Source organism: Paraburkholderia sp. (assembly GCF_049581445.1).
In the GTDB taxonomy this organism is placed as follows: Bacteria; Pseudomonadota; Gammaproteobacteria; order Burkholderiales; family Burkholderiaceae; genus Paraburkholderia.
In genome coordinates, this window is the sequence record NZ_JBAURZ010000027.1 from 1 (window position 1) to 25,017 (window position 25,017).

Annotated in this window: 19 protein-coding genes; 13 read left to right on the top strand and 6 right to left on the bottom strand. The window is 58.4% G+C overall.

Annotated elements, in window-relative coordinates; translation table 11 throughout:
- A partial coding sequence (locus WCA85_RS01425) for a sugar phosphate nucleotidyltransferase (RefSeq protein WP_424061262.1) occupies positions 1–476 on the bottom strand: 476 nt, incomplete at its 3' end.
- Positions 477–1,154: 678 nt separating this feature from the next.
- On the opposite strand from WCA85_RS01425, the gene WCA85_RS01430 reads away from it, so the two are divergent.
- The 4 genes from WCA85_RS01430 (at position 1,155) to WCA85_RS01445 (ending at position 6,692) form a co-directional block, all read left to right on the top strand.
- Positions 1,155–1,964: a Crp/Fnr family transcriptional regulator gene (locus WCA85_RS01430; RefSeq protein WP_424061263.1), complete on the top strand. Its 810-nt coding sequence runs from the start codon at positions 1,155–1,157 to the stop codon at positions 1,962–1,964.
- Between the two features lie 118 nt (positions 1,965–2,082).
- Positions 2,083–3,246: a polysaccharide biosynthesis/export family protein gene (locus WCA85_RS01435; protein ID WP_424061264.1), complete on the top strand. Its 1,164-nt coding sequence runs from the start codon at positions 2,083–2,085 to the stop codon at positions 3,244–3,246.
- A gap of 126 nt (positions 3,247–3,372) precedes the next feature.
- Positions 3,373–5,631, top strand: coding sequence for a polysaccharide biosynthesis tyrosine autokinase (locus WCA85_RS01440; protein ID WP_424061265.1), 2,259 nt, complete (start codon positions 3,373–3,375; stop codon positions 5,629–5,631).
- Positions 5,632–5,660: 29 nt separating this feature from the next.
- Positions 5,661–6,692 (top strand): acyltransferase family protein, encoded by a 1,032-nt coding sequence (locus WCA85_RS01445; RefSeq protein ID WP_424061266.1) that lies wholly within the window; start codon positions 5,661–5,663, stop codon positions 6,690–6,692.
- Positions 6,693–6,736: 44 nt separating this feature from the next.
- Here WCA85_RS01445 and WCA85_RS01450 read toward each other — a convergent pair whose 3' ends face one another.
- Positions 6,737–6,988: a hypothetical protein gene (locus WCA85_RS01450; protein ID WP_424061267.1), complete on the bottom strand. Its 252-nt coding sequence runs from the start codon at positions 6,986–6,988 to the stop codon at positions 6,737–6,739.
- A gap of 678 nt (positions 6,989–7,666) precedes the next feature.
- Between WCA85_RS01450 and WCA85_RS01455 the strand changes: the two genes are divergently transcribed.
- From WCA85_RS01455 to wbaP, 7 genes are all read left to right on the top strand, one after another.
- Positions 7,667–9,154 (top strand): lipopolysaccharide biosynthesis protein, encoded by a 1,488-nt coding sequence (locus WCA85_RS01455; RefSeq protein ID WP_424061268.1) that lies wholly within the window; start codon positions 7,667–7,669, stop codon positions 9,152–9,154.
- Between the two features lie 12 nt (positions 9,155–9,166).
- On the top strand, positions 9,167–10,159 hold the full coding sequence (locus tag WCA85_RS01460) for a glycosyltransferase family 2 protein (RefSeq protein WP_424061269.1): 993 nt from the start codon (positions 9,167–9,169) through the stop codon (positions 10,157–10,159).
- Positions 10,156–10,797 (top strand): acyltransferase, encoded by a 642-nt coding sequence (locus WCA85_RS01465; protein WP_424061270.1) that lies wholly within the window; start codon positions 10,156–10,158, stop codon positions 10,795–10,797. The genes WCA85_RS01460 and WCA85_RS01465 overlap by 4 nt, the downstream gene beginning before the upstream one ends.
- Entirely contained in the window at positions 10,797–11,948 is a 1,152-nt protein-coding gene (locus WCA85_RS01470) for an NAD-dependent epimerase/dehydratase family protein (RefSeq protein WP_424061271.1), read from the top strand. The genes WCA85_RS01465 and WCA85_RS01470 overlap by 1 nt, the downstream gene beginning before the upstream one ends.
- 18 nt (positions 11,949–11,966) lie before the next feature.
- Positions 11,967–12,890: a glycosyltransferase family 2 protein gene (locus tag WCA85_RS01475; protein WP_424061272.1), complete on the top strand. Its 924-nt coding sequence runs from the start codon at positions 11,967–11,969 to the stop codon at positions 12,888–12,890.
- A 283-nt stretch (positions 12,891–13,173) separates the two neighbouring features.
- Positions 13,174–14,388 carry a glycosyltransferase family 4 protein gene (locus WCA85_RS01480; protein ID WP_424061273.1) on the top strand — a complete coding sequence of 405 codons (1,215 nt, stop codon included), beginning with the start codon at positions 13,174–13,176 and terminating at the stop codon, positions 14,386–14,388.
- A 111-nt stretch (positions 14,389–14,499) separates the two neighbouring features.
- On the top strand, positions 14,500–16,017 hold the full coding sequence (gene wbaP / locus WCA85_RS01485) for an undecaprenyl-phosphate galactose phosphotransferase WbaP (RefSeq protein WP_424061275.1): 1,518 nt from the start codon (positions 14,500–14,502) through the stop codon (positions 16,015–16,017).
- A gap of 184 nt (positions 16,018–16,201) precedes the next feature.
- Here wbaP and galU read toward each other — a convergent pair whose 3' ends face one another.
- Positions 16,202–17,095, bottom strand: coding sequence for a UTP--glucose-1-phosphate uridylyltransferase GalU (gene galU / locus WCA85_RS01490; protein WP_424061277.1), 894 nt, complete (start codon positions 17,093–17,095; stop codon positions 16,202–16,204).
- 650 nt (positions 17,096–17,745) lie between these two features.
- Between galU and WCA85_RS01495 the strand changes: the two genes are divergently transcribed.
- A complete protein-coding gene (locus tag WCA85_RS01495) occupies positions 17,746–18,744 on the top strand; it encodes an amino acid--[acyl-carrier-protein] ligase (RefSeq protein WP_424061279.1) in 999 nt (332 codons plus the stop codon).
- 164 nt (positions 18,745–18,908) lie between these two features.
- On the opposite strand, the gene WCA85_RS01500 is transcribed toward WCA85_RS01495, so the two are convergent.
- The 3 genes from WCA85_RS01500 to WCA85_RS01510 all read right to left on the bottom strand — a co-directional run bounded on the left by WCA85_RS01500 (position 18,909) and on the right by WCA85_RS01510 (position 23,192).
- Positions 18,909–20,453 carry a beta-glucosidase gene (locus WCA85_RS01500; protein ID WP_424061281.1) on the bottom strand — a complete coding sequence of 515 codons (1,545 nt, stop codon included), beginning with the start codon at positions 20,451–20,453 and terminating at the stop codon, positions 18,909–18,911.
- Between the two features lie 212 nt (positions 20,454–20,665).
- Positions 20,666–21,838: a hypothetical protein gene (locus WCA85_RS01505; protein ID WP_424061283.1), complete on the bottom strand. Its 1,173-nt coding sequence runs from the start codon at positions 21,836–21,838 to the stop codon at positions 20,666–20,668.
- Between the two features lie 205 nt (positions 21,839–22,043).
- Positions 22,044–23,192 (bottom strand): acyltransferase family protein, encoded by a 1,149-nt coding sequence (locus WCA85_RS01510; protein WP_424061284.1) that lies wholly within the window; start codon positions 23,190–23,192, stop codon positions 22,044–22,046.
- Positions 23,193–23,479: 287 nt separating this feature from the next.
- Between WCA85_RS01510 and WCA85_RS01515 the strand changes: the two genes are divergently transcribed.
- Complete coding sequence (locus WCA85_RS01515) at positions 23,480–24,715, top strand: glycosyltransferase family 4 protein (protein WP_424061286.1); 1,236 nt, start codon at positions 23,480–23,482, stop codon at positions 24,713–24,715.
- The last annotated feature ends 302 nt before the right edge of the window (positions 24,716–25,017 follow it).

Sequence of the window (25,017 nt, forward strand, 5' to 3'; positions counted from 1 at the left end):
GCGTAGTGCGCGGCGTTCGCGACGGCCGCCTGGAAAGCCTGCGCATCGGGCACGGCGTGGTCTGCGGGCATGACCACCAGTACGGCGTCGTTGCCGCCCGCGACGGCCTGCAGGGCTGCGTTGGTGAGGGCTGGGGCCGTATTGTGGGCGTAGGGTTCAAGCAGGATACGGGCTGACTTGCCGCAGCCGCGCAATTGCTCGGCGCTGACGTGACGATGATGCTCGCCGCACACCAGTAGCAGCTCGTCTGCGACTGGCCATAGGGCTTCCAGGCCGTCGAGGCGCCGTGCTGTCCCCGCTAGCAGCGACTCTTCTCCAAGCAGTTCGATCAGTTGTTTCGGATACTGGTCGCGCGAAAGCGGCCATAGCCGGGTGCCAGCGCCGCCCGCCAGAATCACGGGTTGGATCGTTAGAGGTGCCAGGGTCTGGCCGGTGCTTCGCGGGTGTTTCGAGTGGGACTCAAATGCAGTGCTCATCGATCGGCTCCGTTCGGGTGAGGGCATTCGTAAACGTGCTCACCTTATGTCGGGGAAAACCCGCGCTCTGTTCGGAGGCGAACTTAAGGGTGTTCCCAGATGGAGGGATAAATACGACTAATGTCTTTTAATTGATCATTAGAAAGCAATCTTTACCGGTTTTAAAGCCCAAAATAGTTCGCGAAATGTAAACTTTAAACGGCCTTAATCGCCGAATTCCCTTTCGCTTCCTTTGCGTCGCATCAGAAGTGAGACACTTTTCGACAAAAGCGGCCTACGACTTTCCCCAGGCCCGAAGCCCCATTCCGCGGGCCAAAATCGTTTCCAGCTTCGGGAACCCCCGTAGGGCGTAACCCTGGTAATCGTAGGAAATGCAGCGCAGCAAAACGCGATTTCGCGCTCACAGGCTCTCTTAAGCAAGAATTGTTCAGATCTGAGACAGTTCGCGGCCTGAGCGGGCACCGACTTTGTGCCTCATTTTAAAAACACTATGAAAAACAATCATTTAAAACCAATGGCACGCTTTTGGCTAAATCGTAGTCATCAATGAACATCGACGTAGGACGTTTGAAGTGGTGTCGAAGTCAGACCATTGCAGTGCAGTAATTTATGCGCCTGACCCGTTGCAATCACCTCTTGCTCGCCGCCTGGCAAGCGAGAAAACCGCCGGAAACCACTATGCTCGACTTTACAAACGATCAGCTAGAAAACCATCTGCTAGCCGCTTTGCCGGCAGATGACCTGGCGCCGCTGGCGCCTCACCTGAAGCTTCAGCGGCTGCGTCCGGGGCAACTGCTTTCCGACTCCGGTGAATCGATCAAGCACGTCTATTTCCCGACCACGGCCGTCGTCTCCATGGTGTATCTGATGGCAGACGGCGCTACCGCGGAAGTCGCGGCGATCGGCAATGAAGGCGTGATTGGCGTGCCGGTGCTGATGGGTGGCTCAACCATGCCGAGCCGCATCGAAGTACGCAGCGGCGGCTACGCCTATGCGATCAGTGCGCAGATCTTCAAGCGCGAATTCGAGGGCCACGGCTTCTTGCACAAGCTCATGCTGCTCTACGTGCAAGCGCTTTTGACGCAGGTCTCGCAAAGCGCGCTTTGCAACCGCCACCATCACATCGTCAAGCAGGTTTGCAGCTGGCTACTGCTGACGCAGGATCGTCTCAAGTCCGATGAACTCACCGTCACACAGCAATTGATTGCCACCATGCTCGGCGTCCGTCGTGAAGGGGTGACGGAGGCAGCAGGGCGCCTCCAGGAAGCCGGGCTGATCAGCATGCGCCGCGGTCACATCACGATCCTCGACCGCGAAGGTCTCGAAGGGCGTGCCTGCGAATGCTATGGAATCGTCAAGCGTGAATTCCGCCGCCTGTTGCTGGCGAGCGCGGCTGAGAAAGAGGGTGCCGTGCGCCCCGTCGCGACGACGATGACCCACTATCGCAGCAGAGAACCTGAATACCAGGTGGCTTACTCCGGCCGCTGATTGCAGAAAGCGGGCCGTCCGCCCGCCACCCGTTGCTCAATTGCGGCAGTGACGCCGCTCTCAAGACGCATCGCAAGCCCGTCTCAACGCACGTACCGTTCTCGGAAAAAAACACATCATGATAAGACGTGTATGGCTCATTGCTTTGATGTTCTGCCTGGCTTTGGCGGGCTGTTCGCTCTCGCCTGGCTCGTACCTTGATCCTGCTCGCATGCAGGAGCCTGCTCCTGACAATTCGACGGCGACGGTCTACCCGGTTCAACTGATCAACGCCTCGGTCATCGCGAACCAGTCCAAGGTGCTGGTGAAGGACGACCCGCGTACCCACATGCTGCCCATCGAGCCGCTGGTAGGCGGCTACTCCGACTATCGGGTCGGTGCCGGTGACATTCTCGGCATCACCGTCTGGAATCATCCGGAACTGACCGTGAACGGCACACCGGGTCTTCCCGGCGGCGCGGACGCCGGTTCCGGAACGGTCGCGAGCGGCGCGCCAGGTGCAGCAGTCAACCCGGATGGGCAACGTATCGCAGCCGACGGCACGATCTATTTCCCGACCATTGGCCGCGTCAACGTTGCAGGCAAGACCACCGAACAGATCTCGACCCTGCTGATGAACAAGCTGGCAGGCTACGCCGTCAAGCCGCAGCTCGACGTGCGCGTGATCCAGTTCCGCAGCCAGCAGGTCTATATGGCGGGCCAGTTGAAGAATCCCGGGTCATTGCCCATCACTGACATGAAGCTCACGGTGATCGATGCGATCACGCGCTCCGGCGGCGCTGTCACTGATGCGGACCTGCAGCGTGTGCAGTTGACGCGCGATGGCAAATCGTATGTGCTCGACGTGCAACGCACGCTTGATCACGGCGATGTTTCGCAGAACATCGTATTGCGGGCCGGTGACATTGTGTATGTGCCGGACCACAACGCGAGCCGTGTGTTCGTGCTCGGCGAAATCCTCAAGCCGCAAACGCTCTACATGGACAAGGGCAGGCTGACGCTTGCCGACGCCATCGCAGGCGCAAACGGCATCGATTCGCAAGCCGCGCAGCCGCGCCAGATCCTCGTGATTCGCCGCTCGGCAAGCGACCCGGCGAAACCGACCATCTATCGCCTCGATATGACACAGGTGGACGCGATCCTGCTATCGACGCAGTTCGATCTGCAACCGCTGGATGTCGTGTACGTAGGCACAGCTGACATTGCACGCCTGAACCGTTTGCTGATCCAGTTGTTGCCGACGGTGACGAGCCTGTACCTGCTGTATTCGGTAGGACATTGATGTAGCAGGTTCTCACGCAGCCATTTTCCACGGGCCCCTTTCATAGGAACGACCGACGTGAACACGCCGAATATAGATGCAGGAACCTTTGGGCCCCCTCGTGACGGTGCAGTCAGCGCGAGGGACATGATCAGGCTGTTGTCGGATCATGTCTGGACTGTCGTTGGCGTTGCGCTCGTCATCGTCGGTCTGGCCGCCATCTATGTCTCGCTGGCGACGCCGACGTATACGGCGGGTGCCCTCGTGCGGATCGAATCACCTGATCCAAACGAGCTTGGCACTGGGCCGGGCGGACCGTTGGTCGTGCAGGCGCGGCCGCCGTCAACCGACGCCGAAATCGCGATGATGCAAAGCCGCGAGGTGCTCGAGCCGGTGATGAAGAAGTTCGGCTATGACTTGACGGTGAAGGCACACACCTTCCCGTTACTCGGCTTGATTGCCAACAAGTTTGCCACGCCTGGGCAGCCGTCGCGAGCATGGTTCGGACTGCAATCGTATGCATGGGGCGGTGAAGAGATCCATATAGATTCCCTTCATGTGCCGCAGTCGCTCGAGAACGCCAAGCTTCAGCTGCGCGTGCTCGATAACACCCACTACGAACTACTGGATACGGACGGCTCGGTCCTCGTTACTGGACAGGTCGGTCAACTGGCCACGGGGCAGGACGTTTCGATGCTCGTGACACGTCTTGTTGCGCGTCCCCACACGGAATTCCAGGTGGTCCCGTGGAATACGGTCAACGCGCTGAAGCGCTTCTCCAAAGATCTCAAGGTGATGGAGAAGGGCAAGGAGACCGGCATCGTGCAGATCGGGTTCGATAGCAGCAGCCCCGTCGTGGCAGCGGGTGTGGCCAATGCGGTTGCGAATGGCTATGTCGAGAACACGATTGAAAATCGCCGCATGAGCGATAGCAAGACGCTCGACTTCATCAATCAGGAATTGCCGCGACTGCGCGACGAACTCAAGCAGTCCGAGGCGGCGCTGTCCACCTATCAGTCTTCGTCTAACTCCATGCAGCCGACCGCTGAAGCGCAGTCCTATCTGCAGGGCGGCATCGAGCTGGAGCGGCAGATTGCAGCTCTGCAACTGCAACGCACGCAGTTGATGTTGCACTTCCAGCCCTCAAGCCCGCCTGTGCAGAACGTTGACCAGCAGCTCGCGCAATTGAATGCAGCCAAAGGCACCTTCGATGCGCGCTTTAACAAAATGCCCGCGTCGGAACGCAAGGACGTGGATCTGACGCGTAACGCCAAGGTGGCCGAATCGATCTACGTGACGATGGTAAACAAGGCGGAAGAGCTGACGGTTCGCCGCGCCGGCACCACGGGCGACGTGAATCTCGTCGATGCCGCGGTTCGCCCGGCCGATCCGGTGTCACCGAATGTCCCCGTCGTGCTGGCAGCGAGTGCGGGCATTGGGCTGATGCTCGGGGCATTGTTCGTCTTTGCCCGCAGCCAGTTGCTCAACGGCGTGACCGATCCGCGCTTCGTCGAATGGAGCCTCAGCATCCCTGTACTCGGCTCGGTGCTCTATAGCCCACAGCAGGCGCAACTGAAGCGCGCGATGATGCATTCGTTGCAGGGTGTCGACACACCGTATGGTGCAGCGACGCGGATTCCGCTGCTGCCTGCTGCGCGCACTAAAGACGGGGTTGCGATCAAGGGTGCCGCAGGTGCATTGCCGCCGACGGCGCATTACCTGCTATCGCGCAGTTTCCCGTATAACGCCTCGGTCGAGGCGCTGCGCGGCGTGCGTACTGCAATGCATTTTGCCGGCGCAAATGCATCGTCGGACAAGATCGTCGTGCTGACGGGCCCCACGCCCGGCAGCGGCAAGAGTTTTGTCGCGGCCAATCTTGCGGTGCTGGAGGCGGAGACAACCAAGCGCGTCTTGCTGATCGACGCTGACATGCGCTGTGGCCATCTCGCGCAAACGTTCGGACAGCCGAACTCAGGCGGCCTTGCTGAACTGCTGATGGGTAGCCTTACCAGCGATCAGGCCATCAGAGACGTGGGCGTCCCCGGACTGTCGTTCATTTCGTGCGGTGCCTATCCGCCCAACCCGTCCGAACTGTTGATGATGCCGCGCTTTCAGGCATTGCTCGACGTCTTCAACAAGCGCTTCGACCTGGTGATCGTCGACACGCCGCCGCTTCTGGCCGTGAGCGACGCCTCGATCGTCGCGAACCGGGCGGGCAACACCGTGCTGGTGCTGCGCTCGGGCATGCAGACCGAAGAGGAAATCGAAGAGACGGTGACCAAGCTGCGGCGCGCGGGCGCGACGCTGGGTGGCGCCGTGTTTAACGCCGTGCCGTTGCGACGCAGTGAACGGCGTGCCTACGGGCATATGACTGCGTATTCGAATCACAACCATGCGGCGGCTTAGCGGGTTACACGTCGTGCCGGGAGGGCTGGGTGAGAGATGATTTCGAGGACTGTGCGCGCGGAATCGGCATTGTGCTGGTTGTGTATGGACATGTCCTGCTCGGGCTGATGAACGCCAATCTCGTGCCGGCGCGTCACTGGCTCATCTCGTCCGGCTCCGCGATCTATACGTTCCATATGCCGCTGTTTTTCCTGTTGTCCGGCTTGCACGTTGAACGCGGTTTGCAGCGAGGCCGAAAAAGCTTCCTGAGCTCGAAGCTGCAGAGCATTGTGTATCCGTATGCGTTGTGGTCGGTCATTCAGGGACTGGTGCAATGGGTGATCTCGGCCGATGCGAACCATCGCTTCTATCTGTCCGATATGACGGACATCCTTTGGAATCCTATCGGTCAGTTCTGGTTTCTCTACGCGCTCTTTCTGTGCCAGCTGTTTGTATGCCTGGCAAGCACACAGCGCTTACGGCTCGTGTTGGTTGCAATCGTCGCCTATGTTCTCGGCATCGCATTCGAAGCGAACATTCTCACGATTGCGCTGAAGTATTTTCTATTCTTCGCGGGCGGGATTTTGCTGGCGGGGAATCTGCGCACTATCGTCACACGTTGCGCGACGCTGCGCGGGGTGGGGATCACATTGGTTGCATTTTGCGCGGCCGTCTATCTGGCTCACGGAGCGGGTAACACCGGCACCGACTGGGCATTGCCCGAGTTGGCCCTGAGGCCACGGACATTGCCGGCGGCAGTCCTTGGCATTTTGCTGGTGTGCGAGATCGCGTTGCTCGTCAGCCGCTCGGGCGAGCGTGGAATGCTGCGGATGCTCGGGATCGCTTCAATGCCGATCTATCTGGTCCATATCCTGGCTGGATCTGGGGCGCGCATCGTACTGCTGCATTTGCACGTCGACAACCTGTATCTGCAACTGTGCGTCGGAGTGACGTGCGGAATCGTTTTTCCGCTCGCGCTGTACTTCCTCGTGGCGAGGATACGTCTGGAGAAATATCTGGGTTTCCCGAAGGCCCGCGGTATTGCTTTCGAACCTGCAAGAGTGGCAGATGCACTGAATTGATGCGTTGCGGCTGCTTGGTCTGATTCAGCCGCGAGTAGTCGCGATCAGCCGCCGCGCTTGCCGCGATTGCTGGGACGCAGCACGGAGCTAAACCAGCGCGCAAGCGCGTGCTCGCCGAAGGTGGTGACACTGCGGGGCTTGGGACGGTCGTCAGCAGTCTGACGCCTGGCCCTGATTTCCTCGGGGGTGAGCGCGCGCTCCGTCCGGTTGTCGGAGCGCCGCGCCATCACGCATAGGGATACCACGACGAGTATCGCGACTATTTCGAGTACGGAGAAGATGATCAAAAGATGCATGGCGTTCACGAGAAGTCGCACGACGGCTTGCAGGAAACCGCTTGATGTTGAAAGTCTGCCACACGAAGCCGCCGGGGCATTCCTCGAAGAATCGCCTATCCACGACTCTATTCGGTGAATTGCCGCCAGTATAAGACCGGCCTGACGAATCCGCCTATCCGACCAATCCCGGACGGGGGACGGCCACGCCTGATGTTCCAGCATGGTGCGCGCTTGTTCGCAAAGTGCGTTGGCGAGACCATGCCAGCGCGCTTTCGTCTGTATTGAAGACGGTTGTCCGGCGCGCTTTTTGACAAAAGTTATGCGTCGGGCAGCCGCCAGGGGCTGTGTTCGAATTCGCACATTACCGATGTTTGGCAGCGGATACAGTGAGTTTGCTATTTGCGTCGCAGCAAAGCGTTTAATAGCCGGTCAGATTTGCTTGATCGGGCACACCTGAGGGTTCCTAATTTACCGGGTTGCTCGCAAGAGGGCATAACTGACGGGCGATAGAGGGCGAAAGGTGAAGTGGCTTTCCTCTCGGAATACACACCCGCTCGCAATGACGACATGCGGGCTTGCACAGGCTTTTCAACCATCAAGCGCTAATGATTGCGCACTGCAACAACTGACCGGAACTCAGCGAAGCTCGCGCACCTTAGTGCGCCTAAAGGTTTTCACTCCTGTCCTCATACGACGATGCTCAAACGCAGCCTGCTTGCCAATTACGCAGGACAGATGGTTACTGTTGTGCTCGGCATGGTCATGGTGCCTGCGTACGTTCGGCATCTTGGCGTCGAAGCCTACGGGCTGATCGCGCTCAACGCGGTCTTGCTGGCGTGGGTTCAGGTGCTGGACCTTGGGCTGTCGCCCACACTGTGCCGGGAACTCGCACGCACGCGTGACGACGCGTCGCGTGAGGAGGTGCGCGTCCTGTTGCAGTCGCTCGAGAAATTTGTCGCGGGGATGTGCGCGATCCTGATCGTTTTGTCGATCTTTACCGCGCCATTTTTCGCTGAGGACTGGCTCAACGCAAAAGGACTGCCGCTACACGAGATCGAAGTCGCTTTTGTCCTGATGGTGTTGACGGTATCGTCGCGCTGGCTCTCTTCGCTTTACCGTGGCGGGATGGTTGGCATTGACCGGCAGCCGACGCTGAACGTCGTGGTGGTGGTCTTTGCAATCATTCGCGCGGTCCTGGTCGTGCCTGTCATCATCATATGGCCGACCGTCGAGGTGTTCTTTCTCTGGCAACTGTCCGCCATTGTCGGTGAAGCGTTAACGATGCGTATTTTGCTCGGCAATGCGATCGGCGCGCCGATATTGACGCGGACCTTTTCGCGCACCGTGCTGACAGCGCGCGCGAAGCTGTCTTTGTCCATTGCATTCTCTGCGCTGATGTGGGCGACGACGACGCAGATCGACAAGGTGATCTTGTCAAAGATGCTCTCGTTGCGCGCCTTCGGCGTCTTCAGTATGGCGACGTTGCTGGCAAGCGGGATCATGTTGCTCGCCAACCCTATCCAGCAGGCCTTCATTCCGCGCTTCACCGCCGACAGCATCGGCGACACGCGCCGCATCATTCCGACCTACTTCCTTGCCAGCGAGATCACGATGCTCGCGGTCATTCCGGTGGCGATGATCTTCGTCAACGTACCTGATCTGGTTCTCAGGATGTGGTCGCTGAGCGCTCCTTCGACGCCGGAAGCATGGCGCATCCTGCAATGCTATGCGGTGGGCAACGCGAGCGCGGCGATCGCTGCGTTGGCATTCCTTGTGCAGTACGCAGCGGGCAATCTGTCGCTGCACATCAAGGGCAACGTGGTGTTCCTGCTCATTCTCGTGCCGTCCGTTCTGTTTGGCGCCATGCACGGCGGAGCTGCCGGCGTGGGGTATGCGTGGCTCGCGTTCGGACTGTTCCAGGTGCTGCTATGGGTCAGCGTGGTTCACAACAGGTTTCTGCCCGGTATCAACCTGAGGTGGTACGGCGGGATGGCAGCGCGCATTGCGGCTACGGGACTCGTGGCCGTCGCGTTTCGCTACACCGATATGTCCCAGGCGTCGCGGCCCCAGTTGTTCATTTATCTGCTGCTCATGTGGCTGTCGATGATGGCCGCGGCCGTTGCAGTCTCGCCGATCGCGCAACGTAAAGCGCGCGATCTGGCAGGACGCATCGTTTTCAATTGAGGGAGAGACAGCATGGCTTTGGTATCCGGGAACACTTCGGGAAAGCCGTTTCTTTCAGTAGCAATCCTGTGCTACAACCTGGAGCGTTTCATTGGCGACTGCCTGCAGAGCGTGATGTCGCAGGATCTTGACGTGCCGTTCGAGGTAATCGTCGGCGACGACGGGTCCAAGGACAAATCGGTCGAGGTCATTGAGGCGTTTTGTGCGCGCTATCCGGGCATCATCAAGCTCATCCGGCACGAGCAGAACGTCGGATATTCGCGCAATTTCTCGGATGTCATCGAAGCGACCTCGGGCGAGTACATCGCATGTATCGACGGTGACGACCTGATGCTGCCCGGCAAACTGAAACGCCAACTTGAGTTTCTTGAAACGCAGCGTGAGTTCGGCATGGTCGTGCACAAAATGCGCCCGATCCATGCACTGACGGGTGAGCCTGTGGACTTCGCGCTGCCACGGGAAAAACCTCTTGTATTCGATGCGCAATACCTGATCGAACGCGGTCCGTTCTTCTTCACCAGTTCCGCGATGTTTCGCGGGGCTTTACGCAGACGCTATCCGGTCGATCTCGAGCTGAAAGTGGTGGCCGATGTGGCCAATCTGATGCAGTCGTTCTACGGCACACAGGCCCGCTACCTCGACGAGGAAATGGGCGTGTACCGTGTGAATCCTCAAGGATTCACCTCGACGGTGATCCGAAACCCCGCACGGCATGAGACCAGCATCACCGACATGATGCACACCTGCACGATGGCAGAAACGCTAGGCATGGATAAAGCAGTGGTTGATCGCGGACGTGCGCGGCTTCTTCTCACCTCGGCCATCCTCTATCTGGAGACCGGTCACTACCAGGAATTCGAGCGTTGCATTGCTTCCAGCATGCGTTATGCGCGCATCAGCGCCAAACAGGCCGGCTTGCATGCCCTGCGAAACTGGCCTCATGCGCTTCATACCCTTTACACGCTCGCCAAGCAGATGGCAGGGCGGCAACCGGTGCGCGCATGAGTGTCCTGACAAACACCTTCTCGAAGTTCAGCGAGCTGCGCTGGATAGACCGCTGGAACAAGCTGCAATTCGCTTACTACCGCCTCAAGGCGCAGCTCTGGTATGCCAATGCATTTGGCTCGCTTGGCAAGAAGACCGCCATCTACAAGCCCATGTTGCTTTCCAACGTTCACCTCGCATCGGTGGGCGAGCGTGTACTGATTCGCCAGGGCGCGCGTATCGAGCTGATCGTCACGGACCCCAACGCATTGCCGCGGCTCACGATCGGCAACGACGTGAACATCGAGCAGAACGTGCATATTGTCTGTGGGTCTTCGATCGAGATACAGGACAACGTCACCATCGTTGGAGGGTGCGGCATCGTCGATGTCGAGCACCCATACGAAGATATCCACGACCCGTTGCGCATCGGGCTGCGTTTGCGCGCGCGGGGCAATCGTGTCGTGATCGGCGAGGGCAGCTTCATCGGCTTTAACTCGATGATCCTGCCAAACGTGGTCATCGGTCGTCATTCCGTAGTCGGGTCGCATTCGGTTGTCACGCGCGATGTGCCGGACTACTGCGTCGTCGCCGGAAACCCGGCGCGATTGATCAGGCGTTATAGCGGGCAAACGAAAACCTGGGAGCGATGCGAATAATGAGAGTCCTGATTACAGGAGGTGCCGGCTTCATCGGCTCGAACCTCGCCAAAAAACTGGTGGCTGATAACGCAACGGTGACCGTGCTCGACAACCTGTCGCCGCAGATTCACGGTGACGACCCTTATCAATCGGCGCTCTTCCAGTCGCTCGACAAATCGGTCCGCTTTATCGAAGGCTCGGTGACCGACCGCAACGTCATGGAGCGTGCCATGGAAGGGCAGGACGCGATCATCCACCTCGCTGCGGAAACCGGCACCGGACAGTCGATGTACGAAGTCAGCCGCTATATCGAAGTCAATGTGGGTGGCTGTGGACTGATGCTCGACCTTCTCGTCAAGGCAAAGAACAAGACGGTCAAGAAAGTCGTTGTGGCTTCGTCACGCGCTATCTACGGCGAAGGCAAATACCGCTCGCCAGCGCTGGGCATCCTGTATCCGGAAGCGCGCGAGGAGAGGGAGTTGCTGACGGGCCACTTCGACTACCTGTGCCCGTATTCCGGCGAGCCGCTGGAATGTCTGCCCACCGACGAAGATTCGAAGATTCATCCGTCGTCGGTCTACGGCATTACCAAGCACGACCAGGAACAGATGGTCATGACAGTGTGCCGCTCGATCGGCATTGGCGCGTCCGCGTTGCGTTATCAGAACGTGTACGGGCCGGGCCAGTCGCTGTCGAATCCGTACACCGGCATTCTGTCGATTTTTTCGACACGGATCAAAAACGGTAACGAGATCAGCATCTTCGAAGATGGTCTGGAGAGCCGGGATTTTGTGTACATCGACGATGTCGTCGAAGCGACGCAGGCCTCGCTGGTCCGGCAAGAAGCGAACGATCGCGTGTTCGGCATCGGCTCGGGTCAGCGTACCGCCGTCATCACGGTGGCCAAAAAGCTGCGCGCGTTATATGGCAGCGATGTGCCGATCTCAGTGACCGGTGCGTTCCGTCTGGGCGATATCCGCCACAACTATGCGGACCTCACGCGGGCGCGAGAACTGCTCGGATTCGAGCCAAAGGTCTCATTTGCCGAGGGTATCGAACGCTTTGCCTCCTGGGTCAATTCACAGGAAGTTCAACCCGATCACTACGAGCAGAGCATCGTAGAAATGAAATCACGAGGACTGTACCAGGCGAGTCAGGTCGCAGCATGAAGAAACGGGAGCGGGAATATGAATAGCGTGCCTACGAAACCTCTGGTCGGCCTTGTGACCGTGCTTTACCAGTCCGACGGCGTGCTCGAAGACTTTTTTGCCAGCTTGCAGGTTCAGGAAGGCGTGACCTTGAAGTTGTATGTAATCGACAACAGCGCAACGGATAGCGGCAGCGTCATGGCCAAAATACTCGGCGAACGCAGCGGCGTGGATATGCAGATTGTCTTCAACAACGCAAATGCTGGGGTGGCACGCGGTAACAACCAGGGCATCGCAATGGCGCTACGCGACGGCTGCGAATACGTTTTGCTTGCCAACAACGATATCGAGTTTCGTGATCCCGCCACGATCTCAAAGCTCGTCGCACCGCTTTCACAAGGTGAATCGTTCGCCTCGATTCCGAAGATCCTCTACTACGGCACCAATCGCATCTGGTGCGCAGGCGGCTGGTTCTCCCCGTTAAGAGCGATTACTAGCCACGTGGGCGATGGTGATGAAGACAAGGGGCAGTTCGACCTTCCCACGTTCACGGAATACGCACCCACGTGCTTCATGATGCTCCACAACAGCGTGTTCGCGCGCGTCGGCATGATGGACGAAAAATATTTTGTCTACTACGACGACGCGGATTTTGTGTGGCGCATGAATCATCAGAACATTCGTCTCCTGTATGTACCGACCTCGCAGGTCGCGCATAAGGTGAGCTTCTCTACGGGCGGTAGCGAAAGTCCCTTTAGCCTCTTTTATTGCACGCGTAACCGGATCTACTTCAGCCGCAAGAATCTCGGCTTCCCGCGGTCGTTGATCGCGGAGAGCTACTCGCTGCTCGCCATGCTCGCGAAATATCCACGCCTCACGCCGGCCGGTCGCAAGAGCGTGCTGCGAGGAATTGCGGCGGGGATACGGCTCTCGGCGGGTTTGACGCGGCAAGTGGGAGCGTAATCCGTAATCGATGGGTGCATCGCCTTCGTGCGAGGGCGTGCCCACGATGCCTGCCCTGTGCTCACGCGGTGAACGCGAGCGAATCGCGTAGACCTGCGGTGATCGCACGGATGTTGAGTCTCCAATCGCTTCGCAACCGGGGCGATGCCCGTTTCACGCGGAAGACCTTCTGTGCGAATCCGAACCGAAGGGCCGTGACGTGCCGCATAGGATCGATCATGGCGTCGCAGTATCGTAAACCCTGCCGCAGCCGCAGAACTGTTCCAATCATGGGGGTAATGCAATGAGGGTGGCACTCGTTCACGAATGGCTGGTGACCTATGGCGGCTCTGAGAGGGTGGTTGAAGAGATCCTTGAATGCTTCCCCGAAGCGGATGTCTTCAGCCTGATCGACTTCATGGAGGATCGTGACTTCCTGAAGGGAAAGGCGGTGAAGACTTCGTTTGTGCAGAAACTGCCGCTTGCGAAGCGTAAATACCGGGCTTATTTGCCGCTCTTTCCGCTTGCCATCGAGCAGTTCGATTTGTCCGGGTACGACCTGATCATCTCGAGTTCGCATGCGGTCGCAAAGGGTGTGCTGGTCGGTCCCGATCAGCTGCATGTGAGCTATGTGCATTCACCGATCCGCTATGCGTGGGATCTGCAACACCAGTACCTGAACGAGGCCAGGCTGACGAGCGGGATGCGCTCGATGTTCGCTCGCATCGCGTTGCATTACCTGCGTACGTGGGACGTGCGCACCGCTAACGGTGTCGATGCCTTCGTGGTCAATTCGGAGTTTATTGGGCGCCGTGTGGATCGTGTGTATCGGCGCGAGTCGACGGTCGTCTATCCGCCGGTCGACACGGAAGAATTTCAGCTGTGCACAGAGAAGGAATCGTTTTATGTCACGGTGTCCCGTATGGTGCCGTACAAGAAGGTCGATTTGATTGTCGAGGCATTTTCCGGCACGCCGGAACGCAAGCTCATCGTGATCGGCGATGGACCTGATATGGAGAAGGTGCGAGCCAAGGCGGGCCCCAACGTAACCATCATGGGTCATCAATCGTTCTCGGTGCTGCGCGACTATCTGCAGCGTGCGAGGGCCTTCGTGTTTGCGGCCGAAGAGGATTTCGGCATTTCGATTGTGGAGGCACAGGCCTGCGGGACTCCCGTGATTGCATTCGGCAAGGGCGGGGCTTGTGAATCGGTCATCGACGACACGCAGCCGATGCCCACCGGTGTGTTCTTCAACGAGCAAACGGTGGAGTCGGTGCAGGCAGCGGTGGCGAGGTTTGAAGACGGTGCGCAAAAGTTCAGGCCGGAGAACTGTCGCGCCAATGCGGAAAGATTCTCTAAAGCAGCCTTTAGAAGCGGGTTTTTGTCAGCTGTCATGAAGGCGACCGAGTCGCGTCAGCATTTGGCGAGTTGGCGCAGGATTCGCTCGACGCTCAAGCCGCCGATGCTAGCCGTTCCGGTTGAAAGCGAACCGGTTGAACTCGAAGTGCAGTCGCTTTGATCAGATGCATTTAAACAGGATGGCGGTGACTTCGTGCGCCGGTGTTCGATAAAAAGTCTGTACGACGTTCACGCGAAGAACCAGATGCAGAAGGTCTGGGAATTGCTTTGAATGGTCTGCCGGCAGCTCAATGCGAGGAAATGCCAAGTGAACTCAACCATCGGAATCGAGTACGCGTCATTGCCGAGACTGGGCGTGACGCCCTATCCCGCACTGACCAACAAGGTCGCGCTGGCCGCCGCGGATTTCCTTGGCTTCACGGTCGCGCTGCTGCTGGCCGCGCATGTGCTTGGCACGTTCACGATCGATGAACCCGCTACCATCTGGACGATTTTCTCGAGCCATCCGATGCTGACGTATCTCATGTTGGCATTGGGCGGGACCACATGGTTCTGGGCGAGGTTGCGGCATTACACCTGCCGTAGGCCCATGTGGCGCGAGTTTCAGGAAATCTTCAGGACCGTGATCGTGCTGGCCGTCATTCACCTCGCGTTGACCACTTTGACAAAAGGTATGTTTTCCCGCGGATGGTGGGCCCTGACGTGGAGCAGCGCGTTTGTCTTCGTGCCGGTGTTTCGTTCTCTGACCAAGCGCGCGCTGGACTATGCCGGCCTCTGGAAGCGCCCGACGCTGATTATCGGGTGTGGTGAAAACGCCCTGGAAAGTAAGCACGCGTTGTCGAGTCAGTCGTTTCTCGGTGTGAACGTAGTGGCCTATGTCGCGCCTGATAACGAAACCGCGTTAAACGGCGACAAGGTGCTGGTGTCGGACGCGCCAGTTCTTCACGGCCTGACGCCCGCGACATTTCAAACCTTGCCCGGTGTGCAGGTTGTCATCGCGCTTGAGCACGATCACCGCGAATTGCGTGACATGTGGGTTCGCGGGCTCACCAAGAACGGCGTGCGTGATGTCACCGTGATGGCGCCGATGCGCGGTGTGCCGATGTACGGCACCGACATCTCATACTTCTTTGGGCACGAGGTGATGATGTTGCGCGTGCAGAACAATCTCGCGCGCTTCTCGGCCAAAGTGTTGAAACGGATTTTTGACCTGCTGGTGGGTGGCTTTCTTGTCATCATGCTGCTGCCTATTTTTGCAATTCTTGCAGCGCTGGTAGCGAAGGATGGGGGCGCGGCCTTCTTCGGTCACACACGTATCGGCCAGCATGGCAGGAAATTCAAGTGCTACAAATTCCGCTCGATGGTGCCGAACGCCGATAAGGTGCTTAAAGAATTGCTGGAACGCGATCCGGTCGCGCGCGCCGAATGGGACAAAGACTTCAAGCTGAAGAACGACGTGCGGGTCACGCGGGTTGGCGCGTTACTACGCAAAACCAGTCTTGATGAACTGCCGCAGCTGTGGAATGTTCTACGGGGAGACATGAGTCTGGTTGGGCCGCGTCCCGTGATCGACAAGGAAATCGAACGTTACGGCGAAGAGGCGGCTTACTATCTGCTGGCGAAGCCCGGCATGACGGGGCTGTGGCAGGTCAGTGGCCGCAACGACACCGATTACGCGCGCCGGGTGTTTCTGGATGCGTGGTATGTGAAGAACTGGTCGCTTTGGTACGACATCACCATCATCTTCAAGACCGTAGGCGTGGTTTTGAAGCGCGACGGCGCGTATTGAACGATTGGGCGAGGTTTGCTTGGGAGGGAAGGCTTTCGCCCGGTGGCGAAGGCCTTGAATTGCCAGGTGAGACTAAGGACTAAGCAGGAACCTGAGCAGGTCTCGCGAAGAGAACCAGCGCCTCGCACCGCAGTTGCCTGCGTTGCGAGGTTTTAGTGTTATCCAGAGCGGTGGTTCATGCAACTCATGCGGCTGCGGCAGTCGGTTGCAGAGCCAGATAGCCTTGCAGGTACTCTTCAAACTCCGCCTTGACCTCAGGATGTCGCAGCGCAAACTCAACGGTCGCCTTTAGATACCCGAGCTTGCTGCCGCAATCAAAGCGCGTGCCGAAGTAGCGGTACGCGAGGACCTGCTCTTCGCTTAGCAACGACTCAAGCGCATCGGTGAGTTGCAGTTCGCCGCCGGCGCCTGGCTTGAGCGCACGGATATGCTGGAAGATTGTCGGCATCAATACGTAGCGTCCAACGACACCGAGGTTAGACGGAGCCTTGTCCGGTGCGGGCTTCTCGACAATGCCTTTGAGCTTGATCACATCCTTTTCCCACTCGCGTCCATCGATAACGCCGTACGAGCGGCTTTCTGACGGCGCGATGGTTTCGACGCCCACCACTGAGCTGTGATAGTGGTTAAACACGTTCACCAGCTGTTTCATCACCGGTTGCGTACTGTGCAGCAGGTCGTCCGCGAGAATGACGGCAAACGGACTGTCGCCTACCAGTTTTTCAGCACAAAGCACTGCGTGACCGAGGCCCAGTGCTTCGGCTTGACGCACGTAGAAGCAGTCCACGTTGGCCGGTTTAATGCTGCGCACCAGTTCCAGCAGTTTCGCTTTGCCCCGCGCTTCCAGTTCGGCCTCGATCTCGTACGATTTGTCGAAATGATCTTCAATTGCACGCTTGCTGCGGCCCGTCACAAAGATCATTTCGGTGATGCCGGCCGCGATCGCTTCTTCTACGGCGTACTGGATCAGCGGCTTGTCGACGACGGGCAACATTTCCTTGGGGCTGGCTTTGGTGGCCGGCAGAAATCTTGTTCCGAGGCCTGCTACGGGAAACACGGCTTTGGTGACTTTCAGCATGGTAGAGGTTCCCACGTCAGGTTGATAAGGCGGTACAACTGCTGGCTCGCCAGCGCATAGATTGCGGCGAGAAGGCTGCTGGAAATGAATCAACATGCCGCCACGAAGGGATGTGGCTCATTACATGGACACTACGTGGCCGGGCGTCGCCAGGTGGGCGCGCTCAAGCAGCGTAGCGGGTGAATGACGGGTTGTTAGAAATGACGTCGGGGCGCGCGGTTCGCATCGCGACGCTGCAGCTTTTGCGACACATACCGCGTGGTGCAAACCCCGTCACCATAACCGATCCTATTCGGGTTCCCCCTGGTCCTTCGGTGCGGCTTCGCACAGAGTTTGTATTGATGGCGATCGGCGAGCCGGGGGCGTCGATGTCAATTCGGACTAGACAGCCGGCGAGCGTTGATGTTACGCGCCCTAGCCTATTAGGGGCCCGGGTATGAGTGTGATTCCGCACAGAACGGGTGCGTTCCTCGGCTGATAGTTTGAACGGCTGGACACACTACAACGACGAACAGATCGTGGTGCAAGGCAGGTCTTTCATTGTCCCCACAAAGAGACCGATGCACCGGTGTCAGGCAATGCAGAGCAGAGTCAGAAGAACGTAGCCTTCTTCAAATTCGACTATGCAGTCACTCCATTGGGAATCCAATATGAGCACGCAGACTGAAGAGCAGGTCGCAGGTTTCAACGTCGCCGAGGTAGAGGTTGAGTCGTTCGACGAGGACGACGAGTTGGATAATCCCACATACATGCAGCAGTTGCTGGCAGCTGGCCTGTTGATTTCTACGGGCGTAGACGGCCTATACGGCCGCAGCCAGGTCTTTGAGGACGTGGTCGAAGGGATTAGCGATCTGATCGGCGCGTGGGGCGAAGGCAAGCAGGTTGAAGTGCTACGGTTTCCGCCAGCAATGAGCCGGCAGGTACTGGAGGAGAGCGGCTACTGGGCCAATTTCCCGGACCAGCTTGGCGCCGTGTTCAGCTTTTGCGGCAACGAGCGCAGCCATCAACGTCTGCTCAAATGCCTCGACAACAAGGAGGATTGGACAGAAGACGTGAAACCGACGCGTATCGTCATGACGCCTGTGGCGTGTTATCCCGTCTACGGCGTAATGGCGGCACGTGGCCCGTTGCCCCCTGGCGGCCGGTTAGTCGATATCTTTTCATATTGCTGCCGCTACGAGCCTTCGAACCAGCCCGAGCGCATGCTGATGTTCAGACAACGAGAGTTCGTGCGGATGGGTACGCCAGCACAAATTCTCGCCTTCCGTGACGAATGGATTGAACATGCAAAGCTCATGATGCGCTGGCTGCAGTTGCCGTCATCGATTGGCGTTGCCAATGATCCGTTCTTTGGGCGCACCGGGAAGCTGCTGATCGACAGCCAACGCGAGCAGCAGCTGAAATTTGAGTTGCTTATTCCGGGCGTCAATCCCGACAAGGTAACGGCTTGCGGAAGCTTCAACTATCACCGCGATAAATTCAGCTCGCTGTGGAAGATCCAGACCGATACCGGCGAAACCGCGCACACGGGCTGCTGTGGCTTTGGACTGGAACGCCTGGCGCTCAGTCTTTTCAAACACCACGGCTTTGATCCGAAGGTATGGCCGAGAGGGGTACGGGAGACGTTATGGAGCAACAAGTACGCGTGACCGTCGACTCATCCATTAAGTGCGGCATCTGACCGGTGTAGCACGGTTAAGGTGCAAAACAGGAAGGCCCGGCATCTGCAGAGATGTCGGGCCTTCCTGTTTTGTTTGGGTGGCGAACGCGGTGCGATCCTGGAAGGCGAGCCGCGGCACCCCGCACGCGCGGCCTATTTGCCCGCGCGCGCCGGGATCAGGTAGCGGGGGAGTGGCCCCACCTGCCAGCTGAAATCCTGATCGGTAATCGTAACGGGCGTTTCCACGCCTTGCCAGTCGCGCTGAATGTAATTGCCCGGCGGCAAGGTGACGGAGGCCGTGCGGTTCTCGGTTCCAGGCGTCCAGCCCACGATAACGCGGTCATCGGAGCCGTACTGATACACCTTGATGTCAGGGGTGTCGATCAAGCTCTTGCCCCATGCGCGCTTGCCCAAGGTCGTGCTGAGGACCGACTGGGCGACAAACGCCGGTTTAGGCGTGAGGTCGTTGTGAAGCAGGCCGAAGTTATATTCAAAGTTGTTGATGTCGGTGCCATCGTCCACAAAGTCATACCAGAACAACACGCGCACGGCCCCATAGCGCCGCGACAACAGGTAACTTCGCACCAGATTGGCTGCCTGGGTGGCTTCATCCTGCCCCGGCACTTTGGGATTCACCGGCCATCCCAGCTCCGTCACCCAGACCTGCAGCGGTTTGCCGTTGGCCTTCACGTGTTGCGCGGTGTAATCGTGCAAATAAGGCCATGTGGTCGGAATGCTCACTGCGTCGATTGGACCACCTTTGCCCTTATAGCCTGTCTCCGGCGGATTGGGCGGCATATACGGATGAATGCTGAAGCCGTCCTGATCGTTCAGACCGCCCTTGTTGATGATTGCGACGATGCAATCGCCACCTGGACCCCCGCCCGCTCCGCCGCCGCCGCACGAGATGACAGTCGAATCGGGGCTGAGCGTCTTGATGGCGGCGTAAGTGTCCTTTAGCAAGGCGAGATAGTTGTCGTAGCTGATGTCGCTGAAGTTTGGTTCGTTCCACACTTCCCAGTGCTTGACGGTCGCACCATAGCGCTTGACCACAGCGTTGACATAGCGAACGAATAACGCGCGTGTCTCTGGGGTCTCAGGAAAGGCGGTTTTCGCAAACAGCTTGGGATAGGCCACCGGGTTGCCGTAATCGAGCACGATCAGCGGCGAGATTCCCATTTGAGCGGTCGCCGCGACATAGGTATCGTAGCTCGCCGGAAATGCGAAGCTGCCGGGTTTCTTTTCTATCTCTTGCCAATACAGTTCGTCCCGAATCCAGGAGAACCCCGCTTGCTTGATCAAGGGGAGCAGCACCGAGGGCGGTGTCCCGCCTTGCCCAAAGTGCGTCACGATGCCGAAGTCAGAGGGGCCCACCTCGTTGCGTTTCGTGACTACTGCCACGCTACTCGTGGCGAGCGCCAGTATGTCGCCGCTGGGCGATGTCAACGTGGCGTCAAGCTGGAAGAGCCCTGAACCAGGGGTGGTTACGGTGATACTGATGGTCCCACCCGTCTCGACAGCGGTGATGGTTTTGGTAAACGAGGGCCCGCGTCTATAGGACACTCTGCCGTCGCTGTTGTAAGGCGTGACGCTAACCGCCAGGGTGGCACCGCGTATGTCGGTATTGGGCGGTACTGCGAAGCGAATGGTCTTTTTCCCGCTCGCCGTCGTGACCAGCGAGCCTGGAAAGTTATCCACGCGGAGTTGAGATTGTGCGTAACACCCGCTCGAAATCAGCAAAAAGCACAGGGCAGAAAGCACGGCTCGCACGAGCCCGGTTGTGCTGGAGGAAGGTCGATTGGGGCAGGTCGTTTGCATGGAATCCCTGATAGAGCGCTCAGGCAGACGGGCCACGTATTCTGGCCGCGTCGGCCGAACTCGGTGACATAAAGCGGCCAGTGACGTCCCCGTCAGGTTGGTCGCAACGCTGAGGCGCCGCGGCCTGCCGGCGCGTGAGGACGCTGGCGCTGCTCGGCGTTGTACGCGGCAATACGCGGCCAGTAACAGATCAGATAGGCAAGCGGTACGAACGAAGTGACCATCGTGACGCTGACGGTCGCGGTGATCAGCAGGAACAGCAGGACCACGAAGCCGTCGCTTGCGGTGAATGCCAGCACCCCCACCATCGCGAGCGCAGCGATCAGGCCCATATCCGACACAAGACCGGGGAGACTGGAGAACGTCACGTCGCTCATCTCGTACAGTTCCGCGTTCATGTGGACGTATGGAAGATAGTCATAGTCGGCATTGAGCTGCCCGGAGGTAATCCCTTTGATGAGGTCCGCGAAACGCGCATCGAGCATGAAGGGATAGCCGGCGAAGCGGTGCGCGAAAGTCTCGGAACCGAAGAAATCATGCTGGCTCATATACAACGCAAGGGCCATGGAGATAGCAGTAAAGCCGATGATCGAGACTAATGGGTGGATCGAGCGGAGCTGCCGGCGCATGTAGTAGAGAAGCATGAAAATCACGAGCACGAGCGATGCCTTCGAGAAGCTGATGACGAGCCCGACGCAATATAGCGCGATCATGATTTTGCTCTTCGGCCGGTCCTGCATCAGGTACAGCACGAACGATGCGACCAGTAACGACGCGAAGAAACCGGCTTCGCGCGAGAACCCGCAAACCCGGGCGAAGAAGAGAATCTCATAGAAGTTGGTATTGGTTTGCGTCGCGGACGCGCCCCACAACATCGTAGAGACCGCATTCGGCCCTAGCTGGACGGAAAGGTCATAGTCGACGTAGTAGGCAATGAACTGGGCGACGCCAAACAGAACATTGATCGCCATCCACATGTTCAGATAGTCGATTCGCCTCGTGAACGTGTACGCCAGATAGCCCACGCAGATCGCGACGGACAGCACTTTGGCGGCGGTCATCGGCGAACTCAGCAGACAGATCAGGAGGGCCACGCCAAGCGGGATGGCCCAGCGGCGAAAAGTGACCGTGAGATAGCTGATGAACCCCGGGTCGAGCAACGGCAGCATGACGTACAGATAGATCGTGACGCCAGAAATCTGCGGGTTGAAGACGACGCAGGTAAAAAACATGTAGAACAGCATCGAAATCATTTTTGCGTACATCGAAATCTCCGACTACGTTAGGGCGCGCAAACGATTCGTGAAGTGAGCTTTTTTTCGCATGTCCGGTGTGTCGATCACGGATATGCCGGCAAACGGGTCAAGCCGCTACACGGCGTGGCGTGCGAGCGGCGAATTCGGCAAAAGGCGAGCAGGCGGTCTATTCGGCGCTGCGGTAACGTCAAAATAGGGTGCGTTGCTTTTACGCTCAGTGCGGGACCGAACTTTCAAAGCTTTCAGCGACAATCGGCTTGCGGCTCGATGTCAACGCGTGACCCAGGCGAATGCTGGTTGCCTCGACCAGACGGTAGCTCAGCCAGGCAAGCAAGATGGCAGGCGGGATGGTCACCGCCATATAAAGGCCCAGCGGGCCGCCGGTCAAGCCGTGGCCCCTGCAATACCAGCTAATGACGTAGAGCGGTACGCCATGTAACAGGTAGATGGAGTAGCTGATCTCTCCGAGCCACGCAAACAGGCGCAGATGAATCTTGACCACGGTTGCAAACAGGATGAATGCGCCAATTCCAACCACGTAGCCAATCGACGCCGACAAATGCTCCATATCGTGTTTGTGCAGGTCCAGCGCGGCCATCAGCAGGGCGACAGCCACGAGCATCGCGGTGAGACCAACAAGTGCGGTGCGGTACGACATGGAGATGGACCGCGCGCCGTTGCGCCACCTGGCGAAAACAACCTGCATCTGGGGCTTGTCGTAAGCCTGGCGGAAGCACGCGCCCCAGAACATGATCGCAAGGTGAAACAGCATGCCCTTATATTGGCCCAGCGCGGTCGGCGGAATGATCTTCAGGGCGGACGTGACGACGAACAGCGCGCACAAGCCGATACAGGTGAGACACAGATCACGCATCCGGTGCAACGCACCAATCCAGAAGAGCAGAAGGCAAAGCCCGTAAAAATACAGTTCGGTTTCAAGCGTCCAGTAGTGCGCCATCACGGCATCGTGACCGAACGCAGTGGGAATCATCGATACGTTGGCGAGCAGATCGAGCACGCTCATTTGCTGGCCGAATAGGGTCCAGTAGGCGAGATAGCCGATCGGTATCGAGAGCCAGAAGGCCGGATAGAGGCGAAAGAAGCGCCGGATCACAAAGCGGCGCGTGCCGTCGCGCAACGGCCCACGAAGACTGGATGGAATCAGCAGACCGCTAACGCCAAAGAAAATCACAACGCCGACCCGGCCAAAATTGACCGAACGCTGCAACGTATCGAGCACGTGTTGCGAACCCGCTATCTGGGCGTAGAGCTCGGCGTAATGCGTCCACATGACGAGAAGCACGGCGACAGCGCGCATCGCGTCAATGTGATCCAGACGGCCTCGGACTGCAGTTTCGGACATAGGCAAGGGCACCGATCGAAGAGGACTCAAGCCGGCATGCAGGTCCGCTGTTCTGGCGGGATGCGTGAGCCGGTTTCGCCAAACTAGGCCCATCGACCCCTTTGATCGGTGCGGAATCACACCTTCATTCGGCCGGGGACTATGTGTGAAACCGTACTGATCAACCCGTGTGCCCGAACGCTTAATACATCCATGTACAGGCTGGCAACCGCCCCCAAACGCGTGTTTTGGCACCACGGTGCAGTGGGCGCGTTCTTGAAGTTGGGGATCCTCTGGAGCGATATCTGATGAACCAGTCTACGGAGCGGCCCGAAGTCCGCCGGGCGGACATGGCCGTTCAGACGGCACACCCTGTTGATGTCGGCGTGAAACGAAAATCGCAATGGCAGGGGCCTTCGGCCGGATTTGCAATCAACGGTAAATTTACATCGCAACGGATCACCGGGGTACAACGTGTCGGCTATGAACTGGCTATGGCATTTCAGCGGCTCTTTCCTGAGGATGCTGAGCTGCCCCTGTTGATTCCAGGTGACGCCCGCGCCGATGTTCCCTTGCTGAAAGCAAAAACCGTGTTCGGCTGGATGAAGGGCACCTTGTGGGAACAACTGGCGTTGCCATTCGCGGCGGGTGGCCGCACCTTGCTGAGCCTTTGCAACATCGGTCCCCTGTTTGCGCGGCGCCAGGTCGTCATGATGCACGATGTGGCGGTCTACGATTTACCAGAAAATTATTCGTGGAAGTTCAGGCTCTGGTACCGCTTTGCCTTTGCGCTGCTCAAGCGCAACGCTAGCCACATCGTGACGGTGTCGGAATTTTCGAAGAAGAGAATCATGGCGCGCCTCGGCATCGAGGCATCGCGCATTTCCGTGGTCTCGAACGGCGTCGATCATTTTGACAGGATTGCGCCAGACACTTCGATTCTGTCACGCTTGAACCTCGCGAACGATGGCTATGTGCTCGCGGTCGGCAATCTTTCGGTCGGCAAGAATCTCGCCCGCGTGCTCGCGGCGATCGAAAGCCTGAGCGAGCGTCACGAGTGGAAGTTCGTGGTCGTCGGCGGCTGCGATTTGCGGGTCTTCAATTCCAAGGCGAAAACCGGTTTCGAGATGTCGAAAAACATCATCGCTGCAGGATTCGTCTCGGATGGTGAATTGCGGGCGCTGTATGAAAACGCGGCCTGCTTCCTGTTTCCCTCGTTGTATGAGGGCTTCGGCTTACCGCCTCTTGAAGCCATGGCTTGCGGATGCCCCGTAATTGTCTCGCGCGAAGCGGCGCTGCCAGAGGTGTGCGGTGACGCGGCAATGTATTGCAACGCGTTCTCCGTAGACGATATTGCCGACAAGGTGACGCAGATGATGGGAGATGCCGCGCTGCGCGAATCATGGCGTGTGCGCGGCAAGACTCACGCTCGTGCTTTCCGGTGGGATCGGTCAGCACGCCAGTTGCTTGATGTTCTGGAGCGCGAACTGGCGGGCGGTGCGGATCGCCCGGTTGCTTCGCGCGCTGCCACTTCGCGGATATAGGTGGTGGATTTAGGCCAACGCCGGCGTCGCCAAATGGCTAACGCCGCGGTTTGACAGTGATACCGCCGCGGCTGCGCCACCCGAAGCCGCGCGTCGAGGCTCGCAGTCGCATCAGGGCCATCCTCTCGATGCGTATCCAGGAGCGCTGTCTTGGACCATTCGTGAAGCAATCGAAGACGTGGCGCAGTACGCCACGTCACGGCTGGAAGGCGAATGTCTGTCGACGTTGATAAGGTGCTAATTAGGGCTGCAAAGCAGTGGTGCAAGGTCTGATGCCGATATAGCAACCCGATATTGATAAA